This is a genomic window from Pseudomonas sp. B34(2017) (assembly GCF_002112915.1).
In the GTDB taxonomy this organism is placed as follows: Bacteria; Pseudomonadota; Gammaproteobacteria; order Pseudomonadales; family Pseudomonadaceae; genus Aquipseudomonas; species Aquipseudomonas pharyngis.
Map to the genome: position 1 here is coordinate 70,272 of NZ_NEJA01000002.1, position 25,780 is coordinate 96,051.

General features: G+C 59.6%; 23 protein-coding genes and 1 pseudogene. 12 read left to right on the top strand and 12 right to left on the bottom strand.

The window, feature by feature from the left end:
• Positions 1-60: 60 nt before the first annotated feature.
• Positions 61-1,419 (top strand): glutathione-disulfide reductase, encoded by a 1,359-nt coding sequence (gene gorA, locus CAF80_RS05900; RefSeq protein ID WP_074690474.1) that lies wholly within the window; start codon positions 61-63, stop codon positions 1,417-1,419.
• On the opposite strand, the gene CAF80_RS05905 is transcribed toward gorA, so the two are convergent.
• Positions 1,416-2,420, bottom strand: a complete 1,005-nt coding sequence (locus tag CAF80_RS05905) for a DNA-binding protein (protein WP_039768731.1) — start codon at positions 2,418-2,420, stop codon at positions 1,416-1,418. The genes gorA and CAF80_RS05905 overlap by 4 nt on opposite strands.
• Positions 2,421-2,597: 177 nt before the next feature.
• Here CAF80_RS05905 and CAF80_RS05910 point away from each other — a divergent pair, with 177 nt between their 5' ends.
• The 3 genes from CAF80_RS05910 (at position 2,598) to ahpF (ending at position 5,929) form a co-directional block, all read left to right on the top strand.
• Positions 2,598-3,536 carry a site-specific integrase gene (locus CAF80_RS05910; protein WP_134333546.1) on the top strand — a complete coding sequence of 313 codons (939 nt, stop codon included), beginning with the start codon at positions 2,598-2,600 and terminating at the stop codon, positions 3,534-3,536.
• Positions 3,537-3,672: 136 nt separating this feature from the next.
• On the top strand, positions 3,673-4,236 hold the full coding sequence (ahpC, locus tag CAF80_RS05915; protein WP_007958941.1) for an alkyl hydroperoxide reductase subunit C: 564 nt from the start codon (positions 3,673-3,675) through the stop codon (positions 4,234-4,236).
• Between the two features lie 130 nt (positions 4,237-4,366).
• Positions 4,367-5,929, top strand: coding sequence for an alkyl hydroperoxide reductase subunit F (gene ahpF / locus CAF80_RS05920; RefSeq protein WP_039768727.1), 1,563 nt, complete (start codon positions 4,367-4,369; stop codon positions 5,927-5,929).
• Between the two features lie 82 nt (positions 5,930-6,011).
• Here the strand turns inward: ahpF and gloA are convergent, their stop codons facing one another.
• The gene (gene gloA, locus CAF80_RS05925; RefSeq protein ID WP_039768726.1) at positions 6,012-6,533 is read right to left on the bottom strand and encodes a lactoylglutathione lyase; all 522 of its coding nucleotides are present in this window, start codon (positions 6,531-6,533) and stop codon (positions 6,012-6,014) included.
• 142 nt (positions 6,534-6,675) lie between these two features.
• Here gloA and CAF80_RS05930 point away from each other — a divergent pair, with 142 nt between their 5' ends.
• On the top strand, positions 6,676-7,194 hold the full coding sequence (locus tag CAF80_RS05930; RefSeq protein ID WP_039768724.1) for a DUF4946 domain-containing protein: 519 nt from the start codon (positions 6,676-6,678) through the stop codon (positions 7,192-7,194).
• Positions 7,195-7,401: 207 nt separating this feature from the next.
• Here CAF80_RS05930 and CAF80_RS05935 read toward each other — a convergent pair whose 3' ends face one another.
• From CAF80_RS05935 to CAF80_RS29030, 3 genes and pseudogenes are all read right to left on the bottom strand, one after another.
• Entirely contained in the window at positions 7,402-7,767 is a 366-nt protein-coding gene (locus tag CAF80_RS05935; RefSeq protein WP_039768722.1) for a histone-like nucleoid-structuring protein, MvaT/MvaU family, read from the bottom strand.
• A 234-nt stretch (positions 7,768-8,001) separates the two neighbouring features.
• Positions 8,002-9,537, bottom strand: a complete 1,536-nt coding sequence (locus CAF80_RS05940; RefSeq protein ID WP_074690479.1) for an EAL domain-containing protein — start codon at positions 9,535-9,537, stop codon at positions 8,002-8,004.
• A gap of 106 nt (positions 9,538-9,643) precedes the next feature.
• A pseudogene (locus CAF80_RS29030) lies at positions 9,644-9,902 on the bottom strand (LysR family transcriptional regulator); the annotation flags it as partial.
• A 312-nt stretch (positions 9,903-10,214) separates the two neighbouring features.
• On the opposite strand from CAF80_RS29030, the gene hppD reads away from it, so the two are divergent.
• On the top strand, positions 10,215-11,291 hold the full coding sequence (hppD, locus tag CAF80_RS05950) for a 4-hydroxyphenylpyruvate dioxygenase (RefSeq protein ID WP_007958955.1): 1,077 nt from the start codon (positions 10,215-10,217) through the stop codon (positions 11,289-11,291).
• Positions 11,292-11,354: 63 nt separating this feature from the next.
• Here hppD and rarD read toward each other — a convergent pair whose 3' ends face one another.
• The 3 genes from rarD to CAF80_RS05965 all read right to left on the bottom strand — a co-directional run bounded on the left by rarD (position 11,355) and on the right by CAF80_RS05965 (position 14,358).
• A complete protein-coding gene (rarD, locus tag CAF80_RS05955; protein WP_039768717.1) occupies positions 11,355-12,236 on the bottom strand; it encodes an EamA family transporter RarD in 882 nt (293 codons plus the stop codon).
• A gap of 139 nt (positions 12,237-12,375) precedes the next feature.
• Positions 12,376-13,389, bottom strand: coding sequence for an aldo/keto reductase (locus CAF80_RS05960; RefSeq protein WP_039768715.1), 1,014 nt, complete (start codon positions 13,387-13,389; stop codon positions 12,376-12,378).
• A gap of 69 nt (positions 13,390-13,458) precedes the next feature.
• The gene (locus tag CAF80_RS05965) at positions 13,459-14,358 is read right to left on the bottom strand and encodes a LysR family transcriptional regulator (protein ID WP_074690480.1); all 900 of its coding nucleotides are present in this window, start codon (positions 14,356-14,358) and stop codon (positions 13,459-13,461) included.
• Between the two features lie 97 nt (positions 14,359-14,455).
• Here CAF80_RS05965 and CAF80_RS05970 point away from each other — a divergent pair, with 97 nt between their 5' ends.
• Positions 14,456-14,818 (top strand): hypothetical protein, encoded by a 363-nt coding sequence (locus CAF80_RS05970; protein ID WP_039768712.1) that lies wholly within the window; start codon positions 14,456-14,458, stop codon positions 14,816-14,818.
• Positions 14,819-15,296: 478 nt separating this feature from the next.
• Positions 15,297-15,668: a DUF6124 family protein gene (locus CAF80_RS05975; protein ID WP_039768710.1), complete on the top strand. Its 372-nt coding sequence runs from the start codon at positions 15,297-15,299 to the stop codon at positions 15,666-15,668.
• 191 nt (positions 15,669-15,859) lie between these two features.
• Here the strand turns inward: CAF80_RS05975 and CAF80_RS05980 are convergent, their stop codons facing one another.
• Positions 15,860-17,170 carry an MFS transporter gene (locus CAF80_RS05980; protein WP_074690481.1) on the bottom strand — a complete coding sequence of 437 codons (1,311 nt, stop codon included), beginning with the start codon at positions 17,168-17,170 and terminating at the stop codon, positions 15,860-15,862.
• A 171-nt stretch (positions 17,171-17,341) separates the two neighbouring features.
• Between CAF80_RS05980 and CAF80_RS05985 the strand changes: the two genes are divergently transcribed.
• From CAF80_RS05985 to CAF80_RS05995, 3 genes are all read left to right on the top strand, one after another.
• Complete coding sequence (locus tag CAF80_RS05985; protein WP_039768706.1) at positions 17,342-18,466, top strand: sugar diacid recognition domain-containing protein; 1,125 nt, start codon at positions 17,342-17,344, stop codon at positions 18,464-18,466.
• A gap of 90 nt (positions 18,467-18,556) precedes the next feature.
• Entirely contained in the window at positions 18,557-19,696 is a 1,140-nt protein-coding gene (locus tag CAF80_RS05990; RefSeq protein ID WP_085666976.1) for a glycerate kinase, read from the top strand.
• A 222-nt stretch (positions 19,697-19,918) separates the two neighbouring features.
• On the top strand, positions 19,919-21,544 hold the full coding sequence (locus CAF80_RS05995; RefSeq protein WP_085666977.1) for a methyl-accepting chemotaxis protein: 1,626 nt from the start codon (positions 19,919-19,921) through the stop codon (positions 21,542-21,544).
• A gap of 36 nt (positions 21,545-21,580) precedes the next feature.
• Here the strand turns inward: CAF80_RS05995 and CAF80_RS28500 are convergent, their stop codons facing one another.
• Positions 21,581-21,934, bottom strand: coding sequence for a hypothetical protein (locus tag CAF80_RS28500; RefSeq protein ID WP_139831662.1), 354 nt, complete (start codon positions 21,932-21,934; stop codon positions 21,581-21,583).
• Positions 21,935-22,175: 241 nt separating this feature from the next.
• Here CAF80_RS28500 and CAF80_RS06005 point away from each other — a divergent pair, with 241 nt between their 5' ends.
• Positions 22,176-23,363: a pyridoxal phosphate-dependent aminotransferase gene (locus CAF80_RS06005; protein WP_085666979.1), complete on the top strand. Its 1,188-nt coding sequence runs from the start codon at positions 22,176-22,178 to the stop codon at positions 23,361-23,363.
• Between the two features lie 125 nt (positions 23,364-23,488).
• Here CAF80_RS06005 and CAF80_RS06010 read toward each other — a convergent pair whose 3' ends face one another.
• Both CAF80_RS06010 and CAF80_RS06015 read right to left on the bottom strand, forming a co-directional pair.
• Complete coding sequence (locus tag CAF80_RS06010; RefSeq protein ID WP_085667250.1) at positions 23,489-24,457, bottom strand: D-glycerate dehydrogenase; 969 nt, start codon at positions 24,455-24,457, stop codon at positions 23,489-23,491.
• A 21-nt stretch (positions 24,458-24,478) separates the two neighbouring features.
• Positions 24,479-25,777 (bottom strand): MFS transporter, encoded by a 1,299-nt coding sequence (locus CAF80_RS06015; protein WP_085666980.1) that lies wholly within the window; start codon positions 25,775-25,777, stop codon positions 24,479-24,481.
• Between the last annotated feature and the right edge of the window lie 3 nt (positions 25,778-25,780).

The following is a 25,780-nucleotide window of genomic DNA, read 5'->3' on the forward strand; positions in this document are numbered from 1 at the left end:
CAGGAGTGCTTGCCCAACGGACGACGGCGGGTATGCTGATCGCCTGCCGAGGAGATAGAAATGGCCTACGATTTTGACCTTTATGTGATTGGTGCCGGTTCCGGCGGTGTGCGGGCTGCGCGTTTTGCTGCCGGGTTCGGTGCGAAAGTGGCGGTGGCCGAGAGCCGTTATCTGGGCGGCACCTGCGTCAACGTCGGTTGCGTACCGAAAAAACTGTTGGTGTATGGCGCGCATTTCGCCGAAGACTTCGAACAGTCCTCGGGTTTTGGCTGGAGCCTGGGCGAGGCGGATTTCGATTGGGCCACGCTGATCGCCAACAAGGATCGCGAGATCAATCGCCTGAACGGCATTTATCGCAATCTGCTGGTCAACAGCGGCGTGACGCTGCATGAAGCCCACGCGAAGATCGTCGGCCCGCACGAAGTCGAGGTCAATGGCGAGCGATACACTGCGAAGAATATTCTGATCGCCACCGGTGGCTGGCCGCAGATCCCCGAAATTCCTGGGCATGAACATGCGATCAGCTCAAACCAGGCGTTCTTCCTCAAAGAACTGCCCAAGCGCGTGCTGGTCGTCGGCGGCGGCTACATCGCCGTCGAATTTGCCGGGATTTTCCATGGGCTGGGCGCCAACACGACATTGCTGTATCGCGGGGATCTGTTCCTGCGCGGTTTCGACGGTTCAGTGCGTAACCATTTGAAAGAAGAGCTGACCAAGCGCGGTATGGATCTGCAATTCAATGCCGACATTGCGCGCATCGACAAGCAGCCGGATGGCAGCCTGAAGGCGATCCTGAAGGATGGTCGCGTACTGGAAGCGGATTGCGTGTTCTACGCCACCGGCCGACGTCCGATGCTGGACAACCTGGGGCTGGAGAACACTGATGTGCAGCTCGACGACAAAGGCTTCATCAAAGTCGACGAGCAATATCAAACTACCGAGCCGTCGATTCTGGCGCTGGGCGATGTCATCGGCCGTGTGCAATTGACGCCGGTGGCGCTGGCTGAAGGCATGGCGGTGGCGCGGCGTCTGTTCAAGCCTGAGCAATACCGTCCGGTGGATTACAAGATGATCCCGACGGCAGTGTTCAGTCTGCCGAACATCGGCACTGTCGGCCTGACCGAAGAAGAAGCGCGGGAAGCGGGTCACGACGTCGTGATCTACGAAAGCCGCTTCCGGCCAATGAAGCTGACCCTGACTGACAGTCAGGAGCGCACGCTGATGAAGCTGGTAGTCGATGGCAAAACCGACAAGGTGCTGGGCTGTCACATGGTCGGGCCGGATGCCGGCGAGATCGTGCAGGGTCTGGCGATCGCGTTGAAGGCTGGCGCCACCAAGCGTGACTTCGACGACACCATCGGGGTACACCCGACGGCGGCCGAAGAGTTTGTCACCATGCGTACGCCGGTCGGCGCTTAAGTCTTTTTCGGTTCTGCTGCGTCTGGCGCTGCCGCAACGGCAGTGGCCAGGCGCAAGCTGGCTTGAACCTTGGTCAACTCCTTCTCCAATGACTGATTGAGCTGCGACTGCTCGTCGACGTTCTGCTTGAGCGTCTGGCTTTCCAGCAGAGCCACGCGCAGGCGTTCCTGGAGGAGGGTGCGTTCGCTGTCGACGCGTGACGCTTGCTCCAGCAGTTGATCCTGACGCTGATTGCTTTGTTTGAGCTGATCCTGCATCAGGCTCAATTCGCGTACGGTGCCGCGATTCTCGGTCAGCAGACGTTCGTTGTCGCGGTGCAACTGAGTGATCTCGTCCTGGCGTACCAGTGCGCTTTGCTGCGCCTGGCGCAACTCCATCTGCAACTGCTGAACCTGAGTTTCGTGACGGCTTTGCTCCTGCTCACGCTGTTCCTTGATGGCGTTGCGGTAGTGCTCAAGCGCATCGCGGGCGTGCAGGTGCTTCTCTTCCAGCGAGCGGATCTGCTCGTCCTTGTCCTGCAGGCGCAATTCAAAGTCTGCCAGTGCCTGATTCAGTCCGGCATTGCGGGTCTGTTCGGTCTGCAACATCGAGCGGGTATCGCTCAGCGCTTCGGATTCCTTGGCCAGCGCGGCAGTCTGAATGTCGTGCTTCTTCTCCAGTTGCACATGATCCTGACGAAGCTGATTCAGTTCGTCCTCCAGTGCCTGACGCTGTTGCTCGTACTGCTCGCGCGCCTGGTCAATCGGTTCCTGTGCCTGTTCTTTCAGGCGTTGGGCAAGGCGCGTAACGAGTGCCAGCAGCTCGTCATCGATGGGTTCTGCCGAAGGATCAGCCGGTTCGCTGCCGTCATCCAGCTCTTTCAGATAGCGATGAATCGTGGTTTTTGAACCCGTATTACCAAGTTCGATTCGTACTGCGTCGATGCTGGGGTGTTCGCCACGGGCGAGGATCGCTGCGCGCGCGATCTGGACCACTGCTTTATTAACGCCGCCACGGGCCATATCTGCTCCTACCATTTCGTACTGTGGTACATGCCACTAAAGTACGCAGTGTACCATGTTGAAAATAAAGTGAAACAAGCGCTGATAAACGGACGGGATATACTGGTATTACCCCATGTGAAACCCATAAAATCGGTTTCCGCAAAAAACCTCAGTACGCCACGAGAAAATCAGCCCATGAGCGATATCGATCGCTATCTGCAAGCCGCCACCCGTGACAACACTCGCCGCAGCTATCGTGCGGCCGTCGAGCATTTCGAAACGGTATGGGGCGGATTCCTGCCCGCGACAGCGGACAGCATCGCGCGGTATCTGGTGGCGCATGCCGGCGTGCTGTCGGTCAACACGCTGAAGTTGCGTCTGTCGGCGTTGGCGCAGTGGCATAACAGTCAGGGCTTCGCCGATCCCACCAGGTCGCCGGTGGTGCGCAAAGTGTTCAAGGGCATTCGCGCCCTGCATCCCGCGCAGGAAAAACAGGCCGAGCCACTCCAGCTGCGCGATCTTGAGCAGACCGTCGCCTGCCTTGAGCAGGAAATGAAAGGCGCCCGGGAGCAACAGGACCGGCCGGTGCTGCTCCGAGCCTGCCGCGACCGCGCGTTGATCCTGCTGGGCTTCTGGCGTGGCTTTCGCAGCGATGAGCTGTGTCGGGTGCAGATCGAGCACGTGCAGGCGCACGCCGGCAGCGGCATCACCCTGTACCTGCCGCGCAGTAAGGGCGATCGGGAAAACCTCGGGCAGACCTATCAGGCCCCGGCGCTGCTGAAGTTGTGCCCGGTGCAGGCTTATATCGAATGGATCACCGAAGCGGCGCTGGTGCGGGGCCCGGTGTTTCGCGCCGTCGACCGGTGGGGCAATCTGAGCGAAGAGGGCTTGCACGCCAACAGTGTGATCCCTTTGTTGCGCCAGGCTCTGGAGCGCGCGGGAATCTCTGCCGAGCGCTACACCAGCCATTCTCTGCGCCGCGGCTTCGCGACATGGGCCCATCAAAGCGGCTGGGATCTCAAATCGTTGATGAGTTACGTGGGCTGGAAGGATATGAAGTCCGCCATGCGCTATGTTGAAGCGAGCCCCTTTCACGGGATGGCCCGGATTACGGATAAGCCGCTGTCGCCGTAGATATCGTTTTCTTCTATTAATATCCTCAGCTAATAGCGAAAACAAATCAGCAGCATCAGGTTTGCCAATGAGCCATCCGTCGAGTGACTGGGTAGGATTCACCCATCGAATTCACAACCCTGACGGAGAGTCATCAATGCCTATCATCAACAGCCAAGTAAAACCGTTCAAAGCTACCGCGTTCAAAAACGGCGACTTCGTACAAGTCTCGGACGCTGACCTGAAAGGCAAATGGTCCGTAGTGTTCTTCTACCCGGCCGACTTCACTTTCGTTTGCCCAACCGAACTCGAAGACCTGGCTGACAACTACGCCGCCTTCCAAAAGCTGGGCGTAGAGATCTACAGCGTTTCGACCGACACCCACTTTGCTCACGCTGCCTGGCACAACACTTCGCCAGCCATCGGCAAAATCCAGTACACCATGATCGGCGACCCGACTCAGGTCATCTCCCGCAACTTCGACGTGCTGATCGAAGAAGCAGGTCTGGCTGACCGTGGCACCTTCGTGATCAACCCTGAAGGCCAGATCAAAATCGTTGAACTGAACGATGGCGGCGTTGGCCGTGACGCTTCCGAGCTGCTGCGCAAAATCAAGGCTGCTCAGTACGTCGCTGCTCACCCAGGCGAAGTTTGCCCGGCCAAGTGGAAAGAAGGCGAGGCCACTCTGGCTCCGTCCCTGGACCTGGTCGGCAAGATCTAAGTCTGTGACAAACGCAATGCAGGGCGGGATTCCGCACCTACTCAAGTAAGCTGCACCGCCCAATAGAAAAGCCCGGGCGAGATTCGCTCGGGCTTTTTTTCGCCTCAAATAAAGTCAGGAGATCGCCCGTATGTTGGACGCCAATCTTAAAGCCCAGTTGAAATCGTACCTGGAACGGGTCACCCAGCCGATCGAGATCGTTGCCTCACTCGACGACGGTGCGAAATCCCGTGAAATGCTCGACCTGCTGAAAGATGTTGCCAGTCTTTCGCACCAAATTACCTTGATCGACAGCGGCGACGATGCACGCAAGCCGTCGTTCTCGATCAACCGCCCCGGTGCCGACATCAGCCTGCGTTTCGCCGGCATTCCGATGGGCCATGAATTCACTTCGCTGGTGCTGGCCCTGCTGCAAGTCGGCGGCCACCCTTCGAAGGCCAGTGTCGAAGTGATCGAACAGATCCGCTCGCTCAAGGGCGAGTTCAACTTCGAGACTTATTTTTCGCTGTCCTGCCAGAACTGCCCGGACGTCGTTCAGGCACTGAACCTGATGGCCGTGCTGAACCCGAACATCCGCCACGTCGCCATCGACGGTGCGCTGTTCCAGGACGAAGTCAACGATCGCAAGATCATGGCTGTGCCGAGCATTTACCTGAACGGCGAAAACTTCGGCCAGGGCCGCATGGGCCTGGAAGAAATCCTCGCCAAACTCGACACCGGCGCCATCGTGCGTCAGGCCGAGAAAATCAGCGCCAAAGAGTCTTTTGATGTGCTGGTAGTCGGCGGTGGCCCGGCGGGTGCTTCGGCGGCGATCTACGCCGCACGTAAAGGCATTCGCACCGGTGTTGCAGCCGAGCGCTTCGGCGGTCAGGTGCTGGACACCATGGCCATCGAGAACTTCATTTCCGTGCAGGAAACCGAAGGCCCGAAACTGGCGACCGCGCTGGAAGAACACGTCAAGCAGTACGACGTCGACATCATGAACCTGCAACGCGCCGACAAGCTGATCCCCGGCAAGAATGGCGAGCTGCATGAAGTCCGCTTTGCCAGCGGCGCGACCCTCAAGGCCAAGAGCGTGATTCTGGCGACCGGCGCGCGGTGGCGTGAAATGAACGTGCCGGGCGAGCAGGAATACCGCAACAAAGGCGTGGCGTACTGCCCGCACTGTGACGGTCCGCTGTTCAAAGGCAAGCGTGTGGCGGTGATTGGCGGCGGTAACTCCGGCGTCGAAGCGGCCATTGACTTGGCCGGTATCGTGTCTCACGTCACCTTGCTGGAGTTCGACGTACAGCTGCGCGCCGACGCCGTATTGCAACGCAAGCTGCACAGCCTGCCGAACGTCACCGTGATCACCAGTGCGCTGACCACTGAAGTCACCGGCGATGGCCAGAAGGTCAACGGTCTGCGCTACAAGGATCGCAATACTGACGAGTCGCGCACGGTCGAGCTGGAAGGGATCTTCGTGCAGATCGGTCTGCTGCCCAACACCGATTGGCTCAAAGGCACCATCGAGCTGTCGCCGCGCGGCGAGATCATCGTCGACAATCGCGGTGAAACCTCGATCCCCGGTATCTTCGCCGCCGGTGACGTGACCACCGTGCCGTACAAGCAAATCGTGATTGCGGTGGGCGAGGGTGCCAAGGCTTCTCTCAGCGCTTTTGATCACTTGATCCGCACTTCGGCTCCGGCGTAAATCCCGGGCCTGAAACAGAAAAAACCCCATCAGCGATGATGGGGTTTTTTCTTTGTGGGGTGCTTTCTACCCCGTTTCAGCTTTACAGCGGTGCCGGCTGAATGATCTCGACCCAGTAGCCATCCGGATCCTTGATGAACGCCAGGCTCTTCATGCGGCCATCGGTCAGGCGCTTCTGGAAGTCGCAGCCCAGTTCTTCAAAGCGCGCGCAGGCAGCGACGATGTCCGGTACCGAGATGCAGATGTGACCGAAACCACGTGGGTCGGTGTTGCCGTTGTGGTAGGCGAACTCTGCGTCGTTCTCGGTGCCATGGTTGTGGGTCAGTTCCAGAATGCCGGGAATCGACTTCATCCACTCGGTGCGGGCAGCGGCGTCGGCCGGGATCTGCGATTTGTCGACCAGGGCGAGGAAGTACAGGCTGAATTCCGCTTCCGGGAAATCACGCTTCTCTACCAGCGAGAAACCCAGTACGCGGGTGTAGAAATCCAGCGACTTGGTGATGTCTTTGACGCGCAGCATGGTGTGGTTGAACACGAAGTTGCGGGTTGCGCTGTCCGGGGTGGCGGTGACGCCGGGGAAGGTGTTCAGTTCTTGCAGGCTCATGAGCCCTCCGTAACAAATTGGGGCGAGTGAATGGGCGCAATGATACGCATGCCTGGCAGCATCGCCAAACCGAAAGCGCGGGCTTGCCCTGTGAGCGGGCGAGCCTCAGACTTTACGGCTCAATCCGCGAGTGCCTCTGGTAATGATCCGACCGTTCAAATCGCTGTTCGTTTTCCTGGGTTTTTCCCTGCTTGCTCTGCCGGCCTTTGCCGAAGCGCCGAGCATCACTTGGCCCGCCGGCTGGGAGGTCGAGGCGCTGCCCGAAACCTCGCCTGAGGTCTCGCGTCAGCGCGCAGTGAAGACTGACGCCGATGGCAATCAGGTGATGGTGATGGAGTTGACGATGACCCGTGTGGAAAGTGGCCACCAGGTCAACTTGCAGGGCGTGTTACTGGAGATGCGCAAGTCGGTGCAGAAAGACTTTTTCCAGAGCGGTTATCAGAGTGTCTGCAACAGGGTTCATCCGAGTACGCTCGGTTCGCTGACAGCGCTTGAGACCACTTGTACGGTGACTGAAAACGGTCGCCATGTGTTGTCGCAAACATTGGTTGCAGCGGTCGAGGCAGATAAAGCGTACGTACTTTCGTATGCCGGGCAGGCGGAGGTTTATAAAGCCAGCGGCGACGACATAGTGGCTGCGCGAAACAGCTTGAAATTTTAGTCGTCTGTTCGTGGTCGGCGTGGTGTTAGATACCTGAATTGATTAAACATAAAGTTAATCTTGGGTGCTGGGGGCAACATTCCGAAGCATAGTTTCAGTGCGGGAGCGGTTTGAGAAACAACTTTCCCGCCAGAAAAATCGTTTCATTTGTTAAATATTGTCCAAAAAAAAGCCCTGCATATGCAGGGCTTTCATGTTTGCGAGAGATTAACCGCGCAACCAGGAATCAACGGTAGCTGCACCGTATTTTTCCTTCCAGGCTTTCAAGCCGCGATGGTTGCCACCCTTGGTCTCGATCAGTTCGCCAGTGTGCGGGTTCTGATAGACCTTGACCACTCGAGCGCGGCGGGTTTTAGGTGCGGCGGTCAGTTGCAGACCGGATTTCGCCGGGTTCGGATCGAGAATGGCGATGATGTCTTTCAGGCCTTTGCCGTAGGTTTTCATCAGCCCCTGGAGCTTTTCTTCGAATTCGATTTCTTTCTTGAGCCCGGCATCATTCTTCAGCGACTCCAGCTGCTTGAGCTGTTCCTGAAGGGCCTTTTCAGCTGCACGAAATTCAGCGAGTCTGGACAATATCTTTACTCCAATAGTGTGTTTGGCTGATACCAACCGCAAACAAAGCTATAAGCCAAGAGCCTTGAAGCGACTCGGTGATAATGGCTCACCTGCCCATCTTGCAACAGGTAAGAAAAATTGTAGTAGTTAATGCGACAAGAGTAAATCCTGACTTTTTCTTCATGTAACAACAACGCTGTTTTGTATCAATTTGGTGCGGGCTGTCGGCGTGACAGGATTTATCCAGACAAGTTAATGATGAGTTAATGCTTCGATGAAGTCGGCCGCCGGCATGGGCTTGCCGAAAAGGTAGCCCTGCAGAAAGTTGACATGGTGGGCGGCCAGATAATCACATTGGGCTTGCGTTTCCACACCTTCGGCCACGATGCCCAGATCCAGCTTGGTGGAAAGCTCGATGATGGTGTCCAGAATGTGCCGGGAAAGGGCATCCTTATCGATCATGGCCACGAATGTCTGGTCGATCTTGAGGAAGTCGACATTGAAGGTTCTCAAGTAGCCGAGGCTTGAATGGCCGGTGCCAAAGTCGTCAATCGCGATCTTCACCCCCATCGCACGCAACTCTGCGAACAGTTGTTGGGTGATGTCGGATGGTTCGATCAGCTCGCGTTCGGTCAGCTCCAGGACCAGGCTGATGCTGCCGGGATGGAAAGCTGACAAAAATTCACGGCAATCCTCCACCAGTTCCAGATCGTGGCAGTGGCTGGCGGTGATGTTGATGCCAATGTGGAAAGGCGCTTTGAAGGTCGGTGACTGCGGCCCCAGGATGACAGCCGTTTGCTGCATCAAAGCGCGGGTCATTGGCACGATCAGCCCGGAATGTTCGGCAAAGGGTATGAACAGGTCCGGACGCACCAGCCCTTCCTTGGGATGGTTCCAGCGCATCAGCACTTCCGCACCTGACCAGCGTTTGCTGTCGCCGTGCACCACCGGTTGGAAGTAGGGAATGAATTCTCCCGCCTCCAGTGCCCGAAGCATTTCGTGGCTTGGCGACGTGGAGCGCTTCTGCACGATGTAGCCGATGGCCCCGGACACCGCACCAAAGAAAATCAGCAGGCTGAACAGCGGCGGATATTCATCTTTCATGTAGCGCCAGGTCTCGCCTTCCGCAAACGCGGCGGTGACCGTGAACGCATAGTGCGATGAGTGCAAGGTACTTTGTGCAACCGGCAATGCAGGCAGGACGCCTTGATGCACTTTGCCGTCGGCGGAGAGCCAGTTGTTGCCGACTTGCAGCAACAACAATGTATGCCGGCCGATCAGGCGCAGAATGTTGCTCAGGTGGTAGCCGTCCAGCGTGGTCAGCGCGCCACCGCGGCCCTCGCTCAGGCGATACACCAGCAGCGCGGTGTCGGGCGTCACCGGGTTGCCGTTCATGAGCCACAACTTGCCCTGTGCGTAGTCGCCCGGATTCACGGCTTCCTTGAAATCGCCGAACAGCGAACTGCAATAGAGATTGTCGTCCCATACCAGATTGGTCGAGCGCACGAACGGGCGACGGGTGACTTGTTCGCGCAAGGCCAGTTTGACGGTTTCGCAGGTCTGGCCGGCCAAAGGCAACAGTTCGCGGGCGGCCTGGGCAGTGTTGTCGAGCATCAGTTCGAACTGTCGCAAGGCTTCATCGGCGGTGTGTTGCGAACTCTGCTGGAGGGCGCGTTCAGCCTGCATATAGAGAATGACGCTGCCGAGTACGATCGGCAGCAGGCCACACAGCAATGTCACGATAATCCGGGTGCTGCGCTTGCGGCGGGGCCTGACGGTCAGTGGCATGGGCGCATCCTGTCGCGATGGAGTGGGGCTCTTGATTGCAGGAGAAGCGTGCGCGCAAAGCCCAAGGTCTGAGCCCATGATAGATGGCCAATGGCACCCGCGCCGCTCAACGGTAATCCAGCCGAGTTGCCAGTTGAATGAACGCCAGCGTGGCGGGCGAGGCCTGACGTTGATCCAGCACCGCCAGACCCACCTGTCGAGTGACTGCAGGGGATAGCAGTCGCTTGCTGGGTCGGAAGGCAACGAACCTTAGGCTACCACGGTCATCGCATCGCCCCGGCCAACGGCATCGAGGGTGTGAGCAACTGCGCGTAGCGATAGCGAATGTTCGGGCTCTGCCGGGCGGCGTTGAATAGGCGCGGAACTTTCTGGCGGGCATCTGGCTGTGCAACAAACCCCTTGCACCGGGCCGAAAAAAGCGGATTTTATAGAGAGGGCAGACAACCCTATTTACGCTGTGTAGAATCGGGTTACGCATACAATAATAATCGTCTTCTGGCAGCAGAAGCCTCGCCCGCAAGAGCCTTGGGTCGACAATGAAGATATTCGGGTTTCAACTGATCTACGGTGACTTCCTCGCCCGCAGTGTGCGTGGCATCTCCTGTGCGCCACCCACTGGTCTCAGCATTACTGACAAATAACTCTGGTTAATTGATAAGAATGATGAGGCGCCAACCATGGCAGATTTATACGAAAACCCAATGGGCCTGATGGGCTTCGAGTTCATCGAGTTCGCATCGCCGACACCTGGCACCCTGGAGCCGATCTTCGAGATCATGGGCTTCACCAAGGTCGCGACCCACCGCTCCAAGAACGTGCACCTGTATCGCCAGGGCGCGATCAACCTGATCCTCAACAACGAACCCCACAGCGTTGCTTCGTACTTCGCGGCCGAACACGGCCCGTCCGTTTGCGGCATGGCGTTCCGGGTCAAGGATTCGCAGAAGGCCTACAACCGCGCTCTGGAACTCGGTGCTCAGCCAATCCACATCGAAACCGGTCCGATGGAACTGAACCTGCCGGCGATCAAAGGCATTGGCGGCGCGCCGCTGTACCTGATCGACCGTTTCGGCGAAGGCAGCTCGATCTATGACATCGACTTCGTGTTTCTGGAAGGCGTTGACCGCAACCCGGTCGGTGCCGGCCTGAAGATCATCGACCACCTGACCCACAACGTGTACCGGGGCCGCATGGCCTACTGGGCGAACTTCTACGAGAAGCTGTTCAACTTCCGCGAAATCCGCTACTTCGATATCAAGGGCGAATACACCGGCCTGACCTCGAAAGCGATGACCGCGCCGGACGGCATGATCCGCATCCCGCTCAACGAAGAGTCGTCGAAGGGGGCCGGGCAGATTGAAGAGTTCCTGATGCAGTTCAACGGCGAAGGCATCCAGCACGTGGCGTTCCTCACCGACGACCTGGTCAAGACCTGGGATCAGTTGAAGAAGATCGGCATGCGCTTCATGACCGCGCCGCCGGACACCTACTACGAAATGCTCGAAGGCCGCCTGCCGAACCACGGTGAGCCTGTTGATCAGTTGCAATCGCGCGGCATTCTGCTCGACGGCGCCTCGGATAAAGAAGACAAGCGTCTGCTGCTGCAGATCTTCTCGGAAACCCTGATGGGCCCGGTGTTCTTCGAATTCATCCAGCGCAAGGGCGACGATGGTTTCGGTGAAGGCAACTTCAAGGCACTGTTCGAATCGATCGAACGTGACCAGGTGCGTCGTGGCGTACTCGCTACCGAGTAATCCGTATCAGATGTAAAAAAGCCCGGCCTGCAATTGTGCAGGCCGGGCTTTTTATTGCGCGTCTTATGGGCGCCGTTGGCGCATCAGGTGCTTGAACCCTTCAAACACCAGCACCACCACCGCGAGCCAGATCGGGATGTAGGTCAGCCATTCGCCGGGCTTGATGCTTTCGCCCAGCAGCAGCGCAACACCGAGCAGCAACACCGGCTCAACGTAACTCAACAAACCAAACAGACTGAACGGCAACAAACGGCTGGCGATGATGTAGACCACCAGCGCCGAGGCACTGATCAGACCGAGCAGCGGTATCAGCCACGTCAGCGCCGGGTACTGATCGAACACGCCGAAACCCTGTTCACCGCCGCGCACGAACCAGTACGCCACCGGCAGCATCAGGGTCATGTCGACCCACAAGCCGCCAAGGTTGTCGGTCTTGAGGTATTTGCGCAGCACGAAGTACAGGGGGTAGCCAACGACCACCACCAGCGTCGCCCAGGAAAACCCGCCGACCTGATACAACTCGTTCAACACGCCGAGGCTGGCAAAAAACACCGCGACTTTTTGCAGATACGACAGGTTTTCGCCATAAGCGATGCGTCCGGTCAGGACCATGGACAACGGCAGCAGGAAGTAACCCAGCGACACATCAAGGCTGTAGCCATTGAGCGGCGCCCACATGAACAGCCACAACTGCACGCCCAGCAGCGCTGACGAAAGAATCAGGCTGCCGATCAACTTCGGCAGCGCAGGGATCCGGCGCAGCAGCTCGAGCACCCGCCGCCATTCGCCGGACACCAGCATGAACACGGTCATGCAGGGCACGGTCAGCAGCATCCGCCAACCGAAAATTTCCACGCCGCTCAACGGGGTGAGTAACGAGGTGTAGTAATACATGACGGCAAACAGCGTTGAGGCTGTTACCGATAGAGCGATGCCTTTAGACAAACTGTCCTCGCGGGGATGATGGTGAAACGGGGCGCGCAGGATACGTGGTTTTTGTGGTGAATATTGGCCGAGTGATCAATATTTCCAACATTCGACACAGGTCCCGTGAGAGCGGGAACCTGTGTCGAAGCATAGGTGCTTAAGCCTGATGCGGTTTACGCCCCGACACAAAATGGCTCACATCATTAAACCCCGGCGTAGACGCATGGCCCGGCGTCACCAGCGAGTCGATAAACGCCTCATCCTCGGCCGTAATCTTCACCGCCTGCGCCTTGGTATACGCATCCCACTGATCTTCAGTACGCGGCCCGACAATCGCCGAGGTCACCGCGCCGTTGTTCAGCACCCAGGCAATCGCAAACTCGACAATCCCGACCCCACGCTCCTGGGTGTATTGCTGAATCTGCTGGGCAATGCGCAACGACTCCACCCGCCATTCAGTCTCCAGAATCCGTTTGTCCTGGCGCCCGGCGCGGCTGTTGGCGTCCGGGGTTACGTCCGGTGCGTACTTGCCGCTGAGCACGCCACGGGCCAGCGGGCTATAAGGCACCACGCCGAGGCCGTAGGTCTGGGCGGCGGTGATCTGCTCGGTTTCGGCCTGACGGTTGACGATGTTGTACAGCGGCTGGCTGATGATCGGGCGATCAACGCCGAGTTTGTCCGCCACTCGAATCACCTCGGCAATCCGCCAGCCACGGTAGTTCGACAGGCCCCAATAACGGATCTTGCCCTGACGAATCAGATCGCCAATCGCCGAGATCGTCACCTCCAGCGGCGTGTTGTGGTCTTCGCGGTGCAGGTAATAGATGTCGAGGTAGTCGGTGCCGAGCCGGGTCAGGCTGGCCTCCAGACCATTGAAAATGTGCTTGCGACTCAGACCGCTGCGGTTCGGCACGCCGTCCACCGGGCCGAAACCGACCTTGGTCGCCAGCACCCATTCATGCCGATGACGGGCAATGGCCTCGCCGACGATCTCTTCCGAGCGGCCATTGGTGTAGACGTCAGCCGTGTCGATGAAATTGATGCCCTGATCCCAGGCCTTGTCGATGATGCGCAGCGAGTCTTCCGCGCTGGTCTGCTCGCCGAACATCATCGTGCCAAGGGTGAGAGTGGAAACCTGCAACCCCGAGTGACCCAGTGTGCGATAGCTCATGCCGAAATCCTTTTGTCGGTGGGAAAGCTTCCATCAAATACCAGAAGCGCCCGGCGCGGCAAAGTGAATTTATCGGCGCAACGCCTCGCAGCGCTGGCGCAAAAACGCCTGCAACACCTTGACCCGTTCCGACACCTGCACCCGGTGCGGGCACAGCAGATTGAACGGCACGCTCTCGCCATGCCAGTCATCGAACAGCGTCAGCAGCCGCCCGGCGCGCACGTCTTCGGCGACGTCGAGCCAGGCCTTGTAGGCGATTCCGTGCCCGGCAAGCGCCCAGCGGCGGGCGACTTCGCCGTCGTCGCTGAGGTAGTCGCCGCGTACTTCGACCTCGACGGTTTCGTCTTCGCGATGGAAGCGCCAGGTGTTGTAAGGCCGGCCGTTGCGCAGATAGAGCAGGGCGCTGTGCTTGCTCAATTCGGCAGGGTTTTGCGGCGTGCCGTGCCGTTCCAGATACGCAGGGCTGGCGCAAGCCACACGGCGATGATCAGGCAGAATCGGCAACGCCACCAGCGTCGAATCACTTGGCACGCCAAAGCGCAGCGCCACGTCCACCGTTTCGCGAAAGAGATCCGCATGCCGGTCGTTGAGCAGCAATTGCAGCTGAATGTGCGGATGCTCGCGCTTGAAATCGTCCAGCCACGGCAACAGCACATTGCGCCCGAAATCCGACGGCGCTGCCAGTTGCAGCACGCCGCTCAGGCCTTCGGTTTGCTGCTTCAGCGCTTGCTCGCCTTCGGCCAGGGTGGCCAGCGCCAGACGCACACTTTCCAGATAGCGTCGGCCCTCTTCGGTCAGGCGCATGCTGCGGGTCGAGCGGGCGAACAGGCGGATGCCGAGGCGGGTTTCCAGGCGTTTCAGCGCGATGCTGGCGGCGGCCGGGGTCAGTTCCAGAGCCCGGGCGGCGGCGGAAATGCTGCCGGAGTCGGCGGTGCGGACGAAGATTTCCAGATCGAGGATTGAGCTCATTAGTAAAAATCCGTTGAAGATCCTTGGCGTTTTGCGGGATTTTTCCGGGATTGGCAAGCGCAGATACTGGAATCCTGAATAACCGCAGGAGACAGACATGACGTGGACATTTGATCATCTGGCCTTCAATACCGCTAACGGTCAGGCGCTGCAGGACGCTTTTGGTGGGTTACTGGGGCTGACGCCGGGGCGCCGGCCGCCGTTTCCGTTTCCGGGGCGGTGGTTGTATCAGGATGCGCAGGCGTTGGTGCATGTGATTGAGCAGCCCGCGCTGGATGAGGCGGCGTTGAGTCATATTGCGTTTCGCACCGATGAAGACGCGGCGGCGGTTTTGAAGCGGGTGCAGGGGAGTGGGTTGCCGTATCAGGTGGCGCAGGTGCCGGAAGATGGGATCTGGCAGATTTTTGTGCAGATGCCGGGTGGGTTGGTGCTTGAGCTGGATGCAAAAAACAGTGTGTGACGCTCGTTCCCACGCTCTGCGTGGGAATGCCTCCACGGACGCTCCGCGTTCGGCTTTGGAAGGGACGCGGAGCGTCCCGGGCTGCATTCCCACGCGGAGCGTGGGAACGATCGGAGTAGGGGTGTTTAAGAGGGGTGTTTAAAGGACACGTTCAGACACGCACCCCAGGCTACACAACCTTGCGCCGTTGCCTACGACTGCGCCAGAATCCGCCGGCTTGTGCGCTTATGGGCCGGGTTTTATCGTTGTCCCGTCGCTGAAATGCAGCGATCGGGTTTGGTAGCCCGGATCTGACTTGTTGCGCAATTCACCGTATTCGGACGCTCATCCGTCCGTGCTTTTATGGTGGCCATGCGTGGGGCGTTTTCGAGCGCGCCGGTTCTCCAAGTCACCGGTCTACCAACCCGTGTATGGCCACCACCTCTTCGTTTGGTAGCGAAGTTTGATGGCTCCATTTTTCTGATTTGGAGATTCAAACGTGATCAAACCAACACCCAACCCACCCGAAACCGATACAACCTCACCCTACGAAACCCTCGACTCCAAGAAATTCCACGAAGCCGCCGAACGCGCCCTCGACCACTACCTCAATCCGCTGCTCCCCAGAAAACCGCTGCTCAAACCCAACACCCGCTACCTCATCGCCCCCGGCATCGACAGCGAAGAACTGCTGGCCGATGCCTCTGAAACCCTGACTTGCGCCAAAACCATGGCCACTGACTTCGCCGGGCTGGTGGACGGCTCGCAGCGGCATGTGCTGCTGGGCATCTCGCAACTGATCATGCTGAGTGAACTGGCGGTGAACCGGGCGCTGGATAATCTGGAGTTGAAGCCAGAAACACCGCTCTAGCCAGATCCTTAGCCTGATCGTTCCCACGTCGAGGCGTCGAACCGTCCGCGTGGGAATGCAGCCCGGGACGCTCCGCGTCCCTTCCAGAGCTGGAACGCGGAGCGTCCCTTGAGGCATTCCCACGCAGAGCGTGGAAACGATCTAAACGAGAAACGGCCCGAGATGGGCCGTTTTTGTGTGCCTGCCAATAATCAGGCCCGCAACGTCCGCGTCATCCGCAACGCCAGCAGACTCCCGCCAACAATCACCCCCGCCAGCAGATACAACGCCGCATCCGTCGACCCGGTGCTGTCCTTGACCCAACCCACAAGGTAAGGGCTCAAGAACCCGGCCATCTGCCCCATCGAGTTGATCAACGCCAGACCACCCGCCGCAGCACCCGCGCTCAACATGGCAGTCGGCACCGGCCAGAACATCGGCAGACCGGTCAGCGCGCCCATGGTCGCGATGGTCAGGCCGAGGATCGCAATCGCCGGATTCGCCGCGAAGTTCACCGCGATCAGCAGGCCGACAGCGCCCATCAACATCGGCACCACCAAATGCCAGCGACGTTCTTTACGCAAGTCCGCCGAACGACCCACTACCAGCATGAACACGGCGGCCAACAGATACGGAATCGCACTCAACCAGCCAATCACCAGGTTGTCGCTGAAGCCGAGGTTCTTGATGATCGACGGCAGCCAGAAGTTGATCGCGTACACGCCGCTCTGGATGCAGAAGTAGATCAAGCCAAACGCCCAGATGGCCGGGTTCTTGAAAACGGCGATCAGCGAATCGGAGGTGGTTTTCGGTTTGTTCGCCAGGTCTTCGGCCTGGTCCGCTTCCAGCACCGAACGCTCGTAAGGGGTCAGCCACTTGGCGTTGGCGAAGTTGTCGCTGAGCAGAAAGTAGGCGAGTGCGCCCAACACAACAGTCGGAATGCCTTGCAGCAGGAACATCCACTGCCAACCGGCCAAACCGCCCTGGCCGGCGGCGAAGTGATTGAGGATCCAGCCGGAAAACGGGCTGCCGAGCAGGCCGGACACCGGGATCGCCGACATGAACAGCGCCATGATCCGGCCACGGCGGAAGGTCGGGAACCATTGCGAGAGATAGAGCACAACACCCGGGAAGAACCCGGCTTCGGCGGCGCCAGTGAACAGGCGCAGGGTGTAGAACTGGGTTGGCGTGGTGACGAACAGCAGGCAGGTCGACAGCGTGCCCCAGGTGATCATCATCAGCGCGATCCAGCGCCGTGGCCCGAATTTGGTCAGCGCCAGGTTGCTCGGTACGCCGCACAGCACGTATCCGATGAAGAAGATACCGGCACCGAGGCCGTACACGGTTTCGCTGAATTTCAGCGCGTCGAGCATCTGCAGTTTGGCAAATCCAACGTTGACCCGGTCGAGGTAGTTGAACAGGTAGCAGATGAAGATGAAGGGGATCAAACGCAGGGTGATGCGTTTGTAGACGGCATTTTTATCGTCAACGATGGTCTGGGCGGCAGCGGCGCTCTGCGACATGGCGGCTCTCTCTTTATTATGATTTTTTGCGATGCAAAGGGTAACGTTGATCGCCCTGAGAGTCTCGGCCACCTTTGGCCGGATTGTCTTTGTGCCTGAGCACAGGGTTTGCCGCCAGACCCTGTGCGGGTGAACAACCGTCCGCGCCTGTTTTCAAGGATTCCAGCCCCTATGTTCGAACTCGATCACGACCTCGCCCAGGACATCGTCGACCGGGCCATGGCCATTTTGCCGTACAACGTCAACGTCATGGACAGCCAGGGGCTGATCCTCGGCAGTGGCGAGCCGGAGCGCATCAACACCCGCCACGAGGGCGCGCAACTGGTGCTGGCCAACGGGCGGGTGGTGGAGATTGACGCGCAGACGGCGGTGCATCTCAAAGGCGTGCAGCCGGGGATCAATCTGCCGCTGCTGCTCGATCAGCGTTTGATCGGCGTACTCGGCATCACCGGCGAGCCGGAGCAACTGCGTACTTACGCCGAGCTGGTGCGCATGACCGCTGAAATGCTGGTGGGCCAGCGCAACCAGCAATCCGAACAGCAATGGCGGCGGCAACGTTGCGATGACTTGCTGGCGTTGCTGTTGAGTGAGGCGGGAGATTCGCCAAGGCTGGTCGACGAGGCCCAGCAACTCGGGCTCAAACCGCAACTGACGCGAGTGCCGTATCTGTTCGAGCTGGGTCTGGAACACGGGCCGGGGCAAACCGTCGAGGCGCTGAGTGCCTGGTTGATGTCGCGCTATCCGGACAGTTGGTGCGTGAGTTCGGCCAAGTCGTCGCTGCTCTGGTGCCGGCCGGCGAGTCAGAACGTTGAGCATGATCGCCTGCTGGAAAAACTCGATGGCCTGGGCTGGAACATCCTGCGCATCGCAGTGGGCGGGCAGGCCGATGGTCTGGCCGGATTGCGCCGCTGTTATCGGCGGGTCGGCGACTTGCTCGCCTATGGCCGCGAAGTGCTGCCGCGCTCACGGCTGCTGACCCTCAATCGCTATCGTTTGCCGGTGATGCTCTGGCGCCATCGCAACGATGATGCGCTGGATGAACTGCTCAAACCGTTGCGCAAGGTGATCGCCAAGGACAGCAACGGCCAGTTGCTCGCGACCCTGCGCAGCTGGTGCGATCACGACGGGCAGAGCCAGGCTTGCGCGGATGCCTTGGGCATTCACCGCAACAGCCTGCGTTACCGGATGGAGCGGATTGCCGAGTTGAGCGGGGTCGATCCGTTGAAGCTCGACGGGATGCTGGCGCTGTATCTGGGTGTGCAATTGCTGCCGCAGACCGACGATTTGTCGAAATGAACAATAAACGCCTGCACGACTTGTGCAGCGGACAGGCGTCAACGGGCAAAGCGACTGGCAGCATGAGGGCATTGGAACTGGAGAATTCGCATGAAAATCGTCATCGCCCCCGATTCGTTCAAGGACAGCCTGAGTGCCCAAGGCGTTGCAGAAGCCATTGCGTTGGGCCTGGCGCAGGTCTGGCCGCAGGCGACGCTGGTCAAGTGCCCGATGGCCGACGGTGGCGAAGGCACGGTGGAATCGATTCTCGCCGCGTGCGAAGGCGAATTGCGCCGCACTCGCGTGCGTGGCCCGTTGGGTTCGGCAGTTGAAGCTGCGTGGGGCTGGTTGCCGCATAACCACACCGCAATCATCGAAATGGCCGAGGCCAGCGGCTTGCAACTGGTGCCGCCGGGGCAGCGTGATGCCTGCATCAGCAGCACCTTCGGCACGGGTGAGCTGATCCGCGCCGCGCTGGATGCCGGCGCGCAGCGAGTCATTCTGGCCATCGGCGGCAGTGCCACCAACGACGGTGGCGCCGGCGCCATGCAAGCGTTGGGCGTGAAACTGCTGGATGCTCAAGGGCAATCGCTGGTGCCGGGAGGTCTGGCGTTGGCGCAACTCGCACGTCTGGACCTGAGCGAACTTGACCCACGTCTGGCTCACGTCCGTTTCGACATCGCCGCTGACGTCAACAATCCACTGTGCGGCCCCCACGGCGCTTCGGCGATTTTTGGCCCACAAAAGGGCGCATCACCGGCGCAAGTTCAACAACTGGATCAGGCCCTCGGTCACTTCGCCGAACTCTGCGCGCAAGCGCTGGGCAAGGATGTACGGGATGAACCGGGCAGCGGTGCCGCAGGTGGATTGGGCTTTGCCGCCAAGGCGTTTCTCGGTGCGCGATTCCAGGCCGGTGTCGAAGTGGTCGCCGAGCTGGTCGGTCTGGCCGACGCTGTGAAGGGCGCGGATCTGGTGATTACCGGAGAAGGGCGCTTCGATGCCCAGACCCTGCGCGGCAAAACCCCGTTTGGCGTGGCGCGGATCGCCAAGCAACACGGCGTCCCCGTGATCGTCATCGCCGGCACCCTCGGTGAGGGCTATCAAGCGCTCTACCATCACGGCATTGACGCTGCATTCGCGGTCACCAGCGGCCCGATTTCCCTGGAACAGGCCTGCGCCGAAGCCCCGCGCCTGTTGCGTGAACGTGCAACAGATATTGCTCGCGTATGGCGTATTGCAACTCCGGCCTGACCTGTCAGTCATCATTTGAAACAACGGGTGTTTCAGCGCTGAAACACCCGCAGCGCCGTGAAAAATATTTCATCTTTCCCCGCAAACTTCCTCAAGCCTGGCCGATACAGAAATCAGGCGCACACAAGATTTTCCAGAACAGTGACGCCGGAACGAAGCCCGCCCACGGGCCCGTGATAACGGCATGGACGCTCGTAGTTTCAACTATCCGAGAGTCCTCCTATGTCCCTGCGTAATCTGAATATCGCGCCCCGTGCCTTCCTCGGTTTTGCCTTCATTGCCTTGTTGGTGATCGTGCTTGGCGTGTTCGCCGTCAACCGCATGTCGATCATCCGTCAGGCTTCCCTGGAGATGGACTCGACGCAGTTGCCAAGCGTCACCCAACTCGCCGTGGTCACGGAAAACGTCTTGCGTCTGCGTATTCTGTCGTTCCGCATTCTGGTCAACCGCGAACCGGCCGGTTTGCAGGAAGCCCAGACCCGCATCGGTGTGCTGGTGGACAAGGTGCGCGCTGCCCAGGCCAGTTACGCAGTACTGCCGGCCGGCCCGGAGGAACGCGCGTTATATCAGGAGTTTTCGACGACTCTCGACAACTATGTGCAAGCGCAGAACCAGATGATGGAGCTGTCGCGCCAGGACAAGCTCGACGAGATGCGCGCCCTGATCAACACGAAGATCAAGGACGGCACCGACAAGATGGGCGAACAACTCAACAAGCTGATCGCGATCAACGCCGCCGACGCGAAGACCGCTTCCACTCAGGCGGGTGAGTATTACAACAGTGCCATTACCGGCATCATCGCCGTGTCTGTGATTGCCGCGTTGTTGACCGTATTGCTGGCCTGGCTGCTGACCCGCAGCATCGTCACGCCGCTGAACCGCGCCGTCGCTGCCGCGCAAACCATCGCTGGCGGCAACCTGACCAAAGCCATCGAAATCGACGGCAAGGACGAACCGGCGCGCCTGCTTGAAGCGCTGGCGGCGATGCAGACCAACCTGCGCAAAACCATCGAACAGATCGCCGGCTCCGCCACGCAACTGGGCGCTGCTGCTGAAGAACTCAGCGCCGTGACCGAAGAAGCGTCCCGTGGCCTGCAACAGCAGAACGACGAAATCGAACAGGCCGCCACCGCCGTCAACGAAATGACCGCTGCGGTGGAAGAGGTGGCACGCAACGCAGTGTCGACCTCCGAAGCCTCGAACCAGTCGACCCACGCCGCCCGTGAAGGTCGCGATCAGGTGGTGAAAACCGTCGACGCGATCCAGACCATGACCTACGACGTGCAGAACACCGCACAGATGATCGAAGGCCTGGCCGAACAGGGCCGCGATATCGGCAAGGTGCTGGACGTGATCCGCGCCATCGCCGAACAGACCAACCTGCTGGCGCTCAACGCCGCCATCGAAGCGGCCCGTGCCGGTGAAGCCGGGCGCGGATTCGCGGTGGTAGCGGACGAAGTTCGCGCACTGGCCCATCGCACTGCGCAATCGACCCAGGAAATCGAAAAAATGGTCGCCGGCATCCAGAACGGAACCGGTGAAGCGGTTTCGTCGATGCAGCAAAGCAACCAGCGCACCCAGACCACCCTGGAAATGGCCCGCGCCGCCGGTGTTGCACTGGAGCAGATCACCCAATCGATTCACCAGATCAACGAGCGCAACCTGGTGATCGCCAGCGCCTCGGAAGAGCAGGCGCAGGTGTCCCGCGAGGTCGATCGCAACCTGGTCAACATTCGCGACCTGGCCACCCAATCGGCCGCCGGCGCGAATCAAACCAGCGCCGCGACCCACGAACTGTCGCGCCTGGCGGTGGATTTGAATGCGATGGTGGCGCGCTTTGTGATTTGAAATGACGGGCTCGGATATCGAGCCCGACGATTGGTTTTAGGGAATTAGCACCGTTACCCGTGCAGCACGTGATAGCGGGCTTCGAGACCCGTCTGGGAACATCCAATTGTAGTAAAAATAGCGAATTCCATTGCCTTTCTCTTTGAATACAGCCTTTGAAAAAGGGACCTTGATTTCCTCTGGGTCTTTGAATTTACCGGCGTACACCGGGGTGGAAGGTACGTTAGCAGTCGCTTCTAGATAAACTTGGATAATATCGGGTGGGGGGGCAGTACCGTCATGCTTGAAGGTGACGATAAGTTCTCCGTTATGTTCATCGAGATACTTTGTATCGACGAGGCCATTTTCCAGATCAGGCGGAAGTGTTGGCGCTGGCGGGGTGGCTTGCATATCAATTTCTCCTTGGCGTTCAAAAATGCCTTGATTCAGATAGGTGCCACGGATACTAAAACTCTTCCGCGTGCCTCGATACTGTCAACTCTGACAGTAGACATCAGTGCATTCGGAGGTCGAAAGTGTTTAGTTTTCCAAGAGTTTCATCGCATCGGCTGGAAGGAGGGAGCGCGATGGTGGCGCGCTTTGTGATTTGACCTAGGGTGAAGGCTGGAGACCGCGCAATCAGGAGACGTACATGCGCTATTCAGCCTTGACCCAACGAATCGCCGGGGAGGGAGCAGCGGCCTGGCGGATTCACGACCGAGCGCTGGAGCTGCGCGCCGAGGGCATTGATGTCTTGCTGCTGTCCGTGGGTGATCCGGATTTCGATACGCCGCTGCCGATCATCCACGGCGCCATCGACAGCCTGCTGGCGGGCGATACCCATTATTCCGACGTGCGCGGCCGGCTGGAGCTGCGCAAGCAGATCGCCGAGCGCCATCGACGCAACAGCGGCCAGAATGTGAATGCCGAGCATGTGATCGTACTGCCCGGCGCGCAATGCGCGGTGTATTCGGTGGCGCAATGTCTGCTGGATCCGGGCGATGAAGTGATCGTTGCCGAACCGATGTACGTGACCTACGAAGGCGTGTTCGGTGCCTGCGGCGCAACCGTGGTGCCTGTGCCGGTTCGTCCGGAGAATGGTTTTCGCGTCGATCCGGCGGATGTCGCGGCAATAATCACGCCCCGAACCCGCGCCATGCTGCTCAACAGCCCCAACAATCCTTCCGGCGCCAGTCTGTCGCTGTTGATCTGGCAGGAGCTGGCAGCGCTGTGCATTCGTCATGACTTGTGGTTGATCAGCGACGAGGTCTACAGCGAATTGTTATACGAAGGCGAGCACATCAGCCCGGCGAGCCTGCCGGGCATGGCCGAGCGCACGGCGACCATTAACAGCCTATCCAAATCCCATGCGATGACCGGGTGGCGGATCGGCTGGATGATCGGGCCGAAGCCGTTGGCCGAGCATCTGGTGAATCTGTCGCTGAGCATGCTGTTTGGTCTGCCGGACTTTGTGCAGAAAGCGGCGCAGATAGCGCTGGAGAAAGATCTGCCGGAAGTGACGCAGATGCGAGAGGAATACCGCTTGCGTCGGGATCTGGTGTGCGAGCGGTTGCGTGGGTGTCCGGGGTTGTACCCGATCAAGCCGGATGGCGGGATGTTTGTAATGGTCGACGTGCGCCAGACCGGGCTCGGCGCGCAGGACTTTGCCGAGCGGCTGCTGGAGGGGTATGGGGTTTCGGTGCTGGCGGGGGAAGCGTTCGGGCCCAGTGCGGCGGGGCATATTCGCATCGGGCTGGTGGTGGATAGAGTGAAACTGGCGGATGCGTGTTCGCGGATTGCCCTTTGTGCTGCGCAGCTTCTGCAAGTGCGCAGTGCCTGAGGGTTTCCTCCTGATCGTTCCCACGCTCCGCGTGGGAATGCAGCCCGGGACGCTCCGCGTCCCTTCCAGAGCTGGAACGCGGAGCGTCCCTTGAGGCATTCCCACGCAGAGCGTGGGAACGATCATCAGTGGAGAGGATTCACCAGGTTGGCGGGTTTTTCCCCAGCCAACGCCGCCAACAGATTCTCCACTGCACACCGCGCCATCGCCTCGCGCGTTTCGTGGGTTGCCGAGCCCATGTGCGGTGTCGCCACCAAATTGTTCAACTGCAACAACGGCGAGTCATGATTCAGCGGCTCACGCTCGAACACATCCAGCCCCGCCGCGCGAATCCGGTTATGGCGCAAGGTGTCGATCAGCGCGGCCTCATCCACCACCTTGCCCCGGGAAATGTTGATGAAGATGCTGTCCGGGCGCATCAACGCAAACTGTTCGGCGCCAATCAAACCTTCAGTCTGCGCCGTCAGCGGCAGGGTCAGGCAGATGAAATCCGCCTGCCGCAACAGATCCTCCAGACTGCAGTACTGCGCATCGAAACGTTCTTCAACCGCCGGTTTGCGCGACTGGCTGTGATAGATCACCGGCATCCCGAACCCGAAATGTCCCCGCTGCGCCAACGCCTCGCCAATCCGCCCCATGCCGATGATGCCCAGGGTCTTGCCATGCACATCGGTGCCGAAATGCGCCGGGCCGATGCTGCGGTGCCAGTGGCCGCCGCGCACCATGTTCGCCAGTTCGACCACGCGCCGGGCGGTGGCCAGGATCAGGGCGAAACCGGTGTCGGCGGTGGTTTCGGTGAGCACGTCCGGGGTGTTGGTCAGCAGGATTTTGCGCCGGGTCAGGTAGTCGATGTCGTAGTTGTCGACGCCCACCGAGACGCTGGAAATCGCTTCCAGCTGCGGTGCCAGATCGAGCAGGGCCGCGTCCAGCTTCAGGCTCGCGCCGAGCAAGCCGTGGGCACCGGGCAGGGCGTCGCGCAGTTTCATCAGGCCATCGGCGTCGAGGCTGTCGATCAGCGTCACATCGACCTGTTCCTCAAGGCGTGCCATCAGCGCCGGCGACAGTTTCTTGTACAACACAACCTGCTTTTTCATCGCAGTCATCTCTCTTTCAATTCAGGAATGGGTCGGCAGCGGACGCGGTGCGACACGCTTGGCCGTCACCCGGTCGCTCGCGCCGGGCTTGAGAAAAATGGTCAGCACCACCGAGAGCATCAGTGCGCCGCTCATCAACAGGTACGAAGCACCGGGCGAGCCGGTGGAACTGTTCAGGTAACCGACCAGATACGATCCGCCGAACGAACCGAGGGCGCCCATGCTGTTGATCAGCGCCATGGCGCCGCCGGCGACGTTGGCCGGCAGGATCTCCGGGACGATGGCGAAGAACGGCCCGTACGGCGCGTACATGCAGGCACCGGCAATCACCAGCAGCGTGTACGACCACCAGAAATGCTCCGCGCCCAAAGCGTAGGAGCCGTAGAACGCCACCGAGGCAATCAGCAGCGGCGGCCAGACAAAGCGTTTGCGCTTTTGCAGTTTGTCCGAGCCCCACGACACCAGCAGCATGCCGATCACCGCCGCCAGATAAGGCAGGGCCGACAGCCATCCGGCCTCGATCATGTCCATCTGCGCGCCGGCCTTGAGGATCGACGGCAGCCACAGCACGAAGCCGTAGACGCCGATGCTCCAGCAGAAGAATTGCAGCGCCAGAATGATCACCTTCGGCGAACGGAAGGCTTCGGCGTAGTTCTTAACGGCTTTGATGCCGACCTGTTCGGCCGCCAGTGCGCTTTCCAGATCGTGCTTTTCCTGGTCGTTGAGCCACTTGGCCTGGGCCGGACGATCATCGGCCAGTTTCCACCAGATAAATGCCCAAAGCACCGCCGGCAGACCTTCGATGATGAACATCCAGCGCCAGCTGAAATGCTGCACCAGATAGCCTGAAACCACCGACATCCACAGCATGGTTACCGGGTTGCCGAGGATCAGAAAGGTATTGGCCCGCGAGCGTTCGGCACGGGTGAACCAATGGCACAGGTACACCAGCATCGCCGGCATCACCGCCGCTTCGACCACACCGAGCATGAAGCGGATGACGATCAGCCAATAGGCGTTGGAGACCACGCCGGTCAGCGTGGCGAGCCCGCCCCAGAGGATCAGGCTGACGAAAATCAGCTTCTTCACGCTGTGCTTTTGCGCGTAGATCGCGCCGGGCACCTGGAAGAAAAAGTAACCGAGGAAGAACAGCGCGCCGAGCATCGAAGACAGGCCTGGGGTGATCATCAGGTCCTCAGCCATTCCGGACGCAGCAGCGAATCCGTAATTGGCGCGGTCCAGGTACGCCAGGCTGTAGGTGATGAACACGATCGGCATGATGTACCACCAGCGGCGGGTGGCGAGGGTTACGGTTTTCATGGT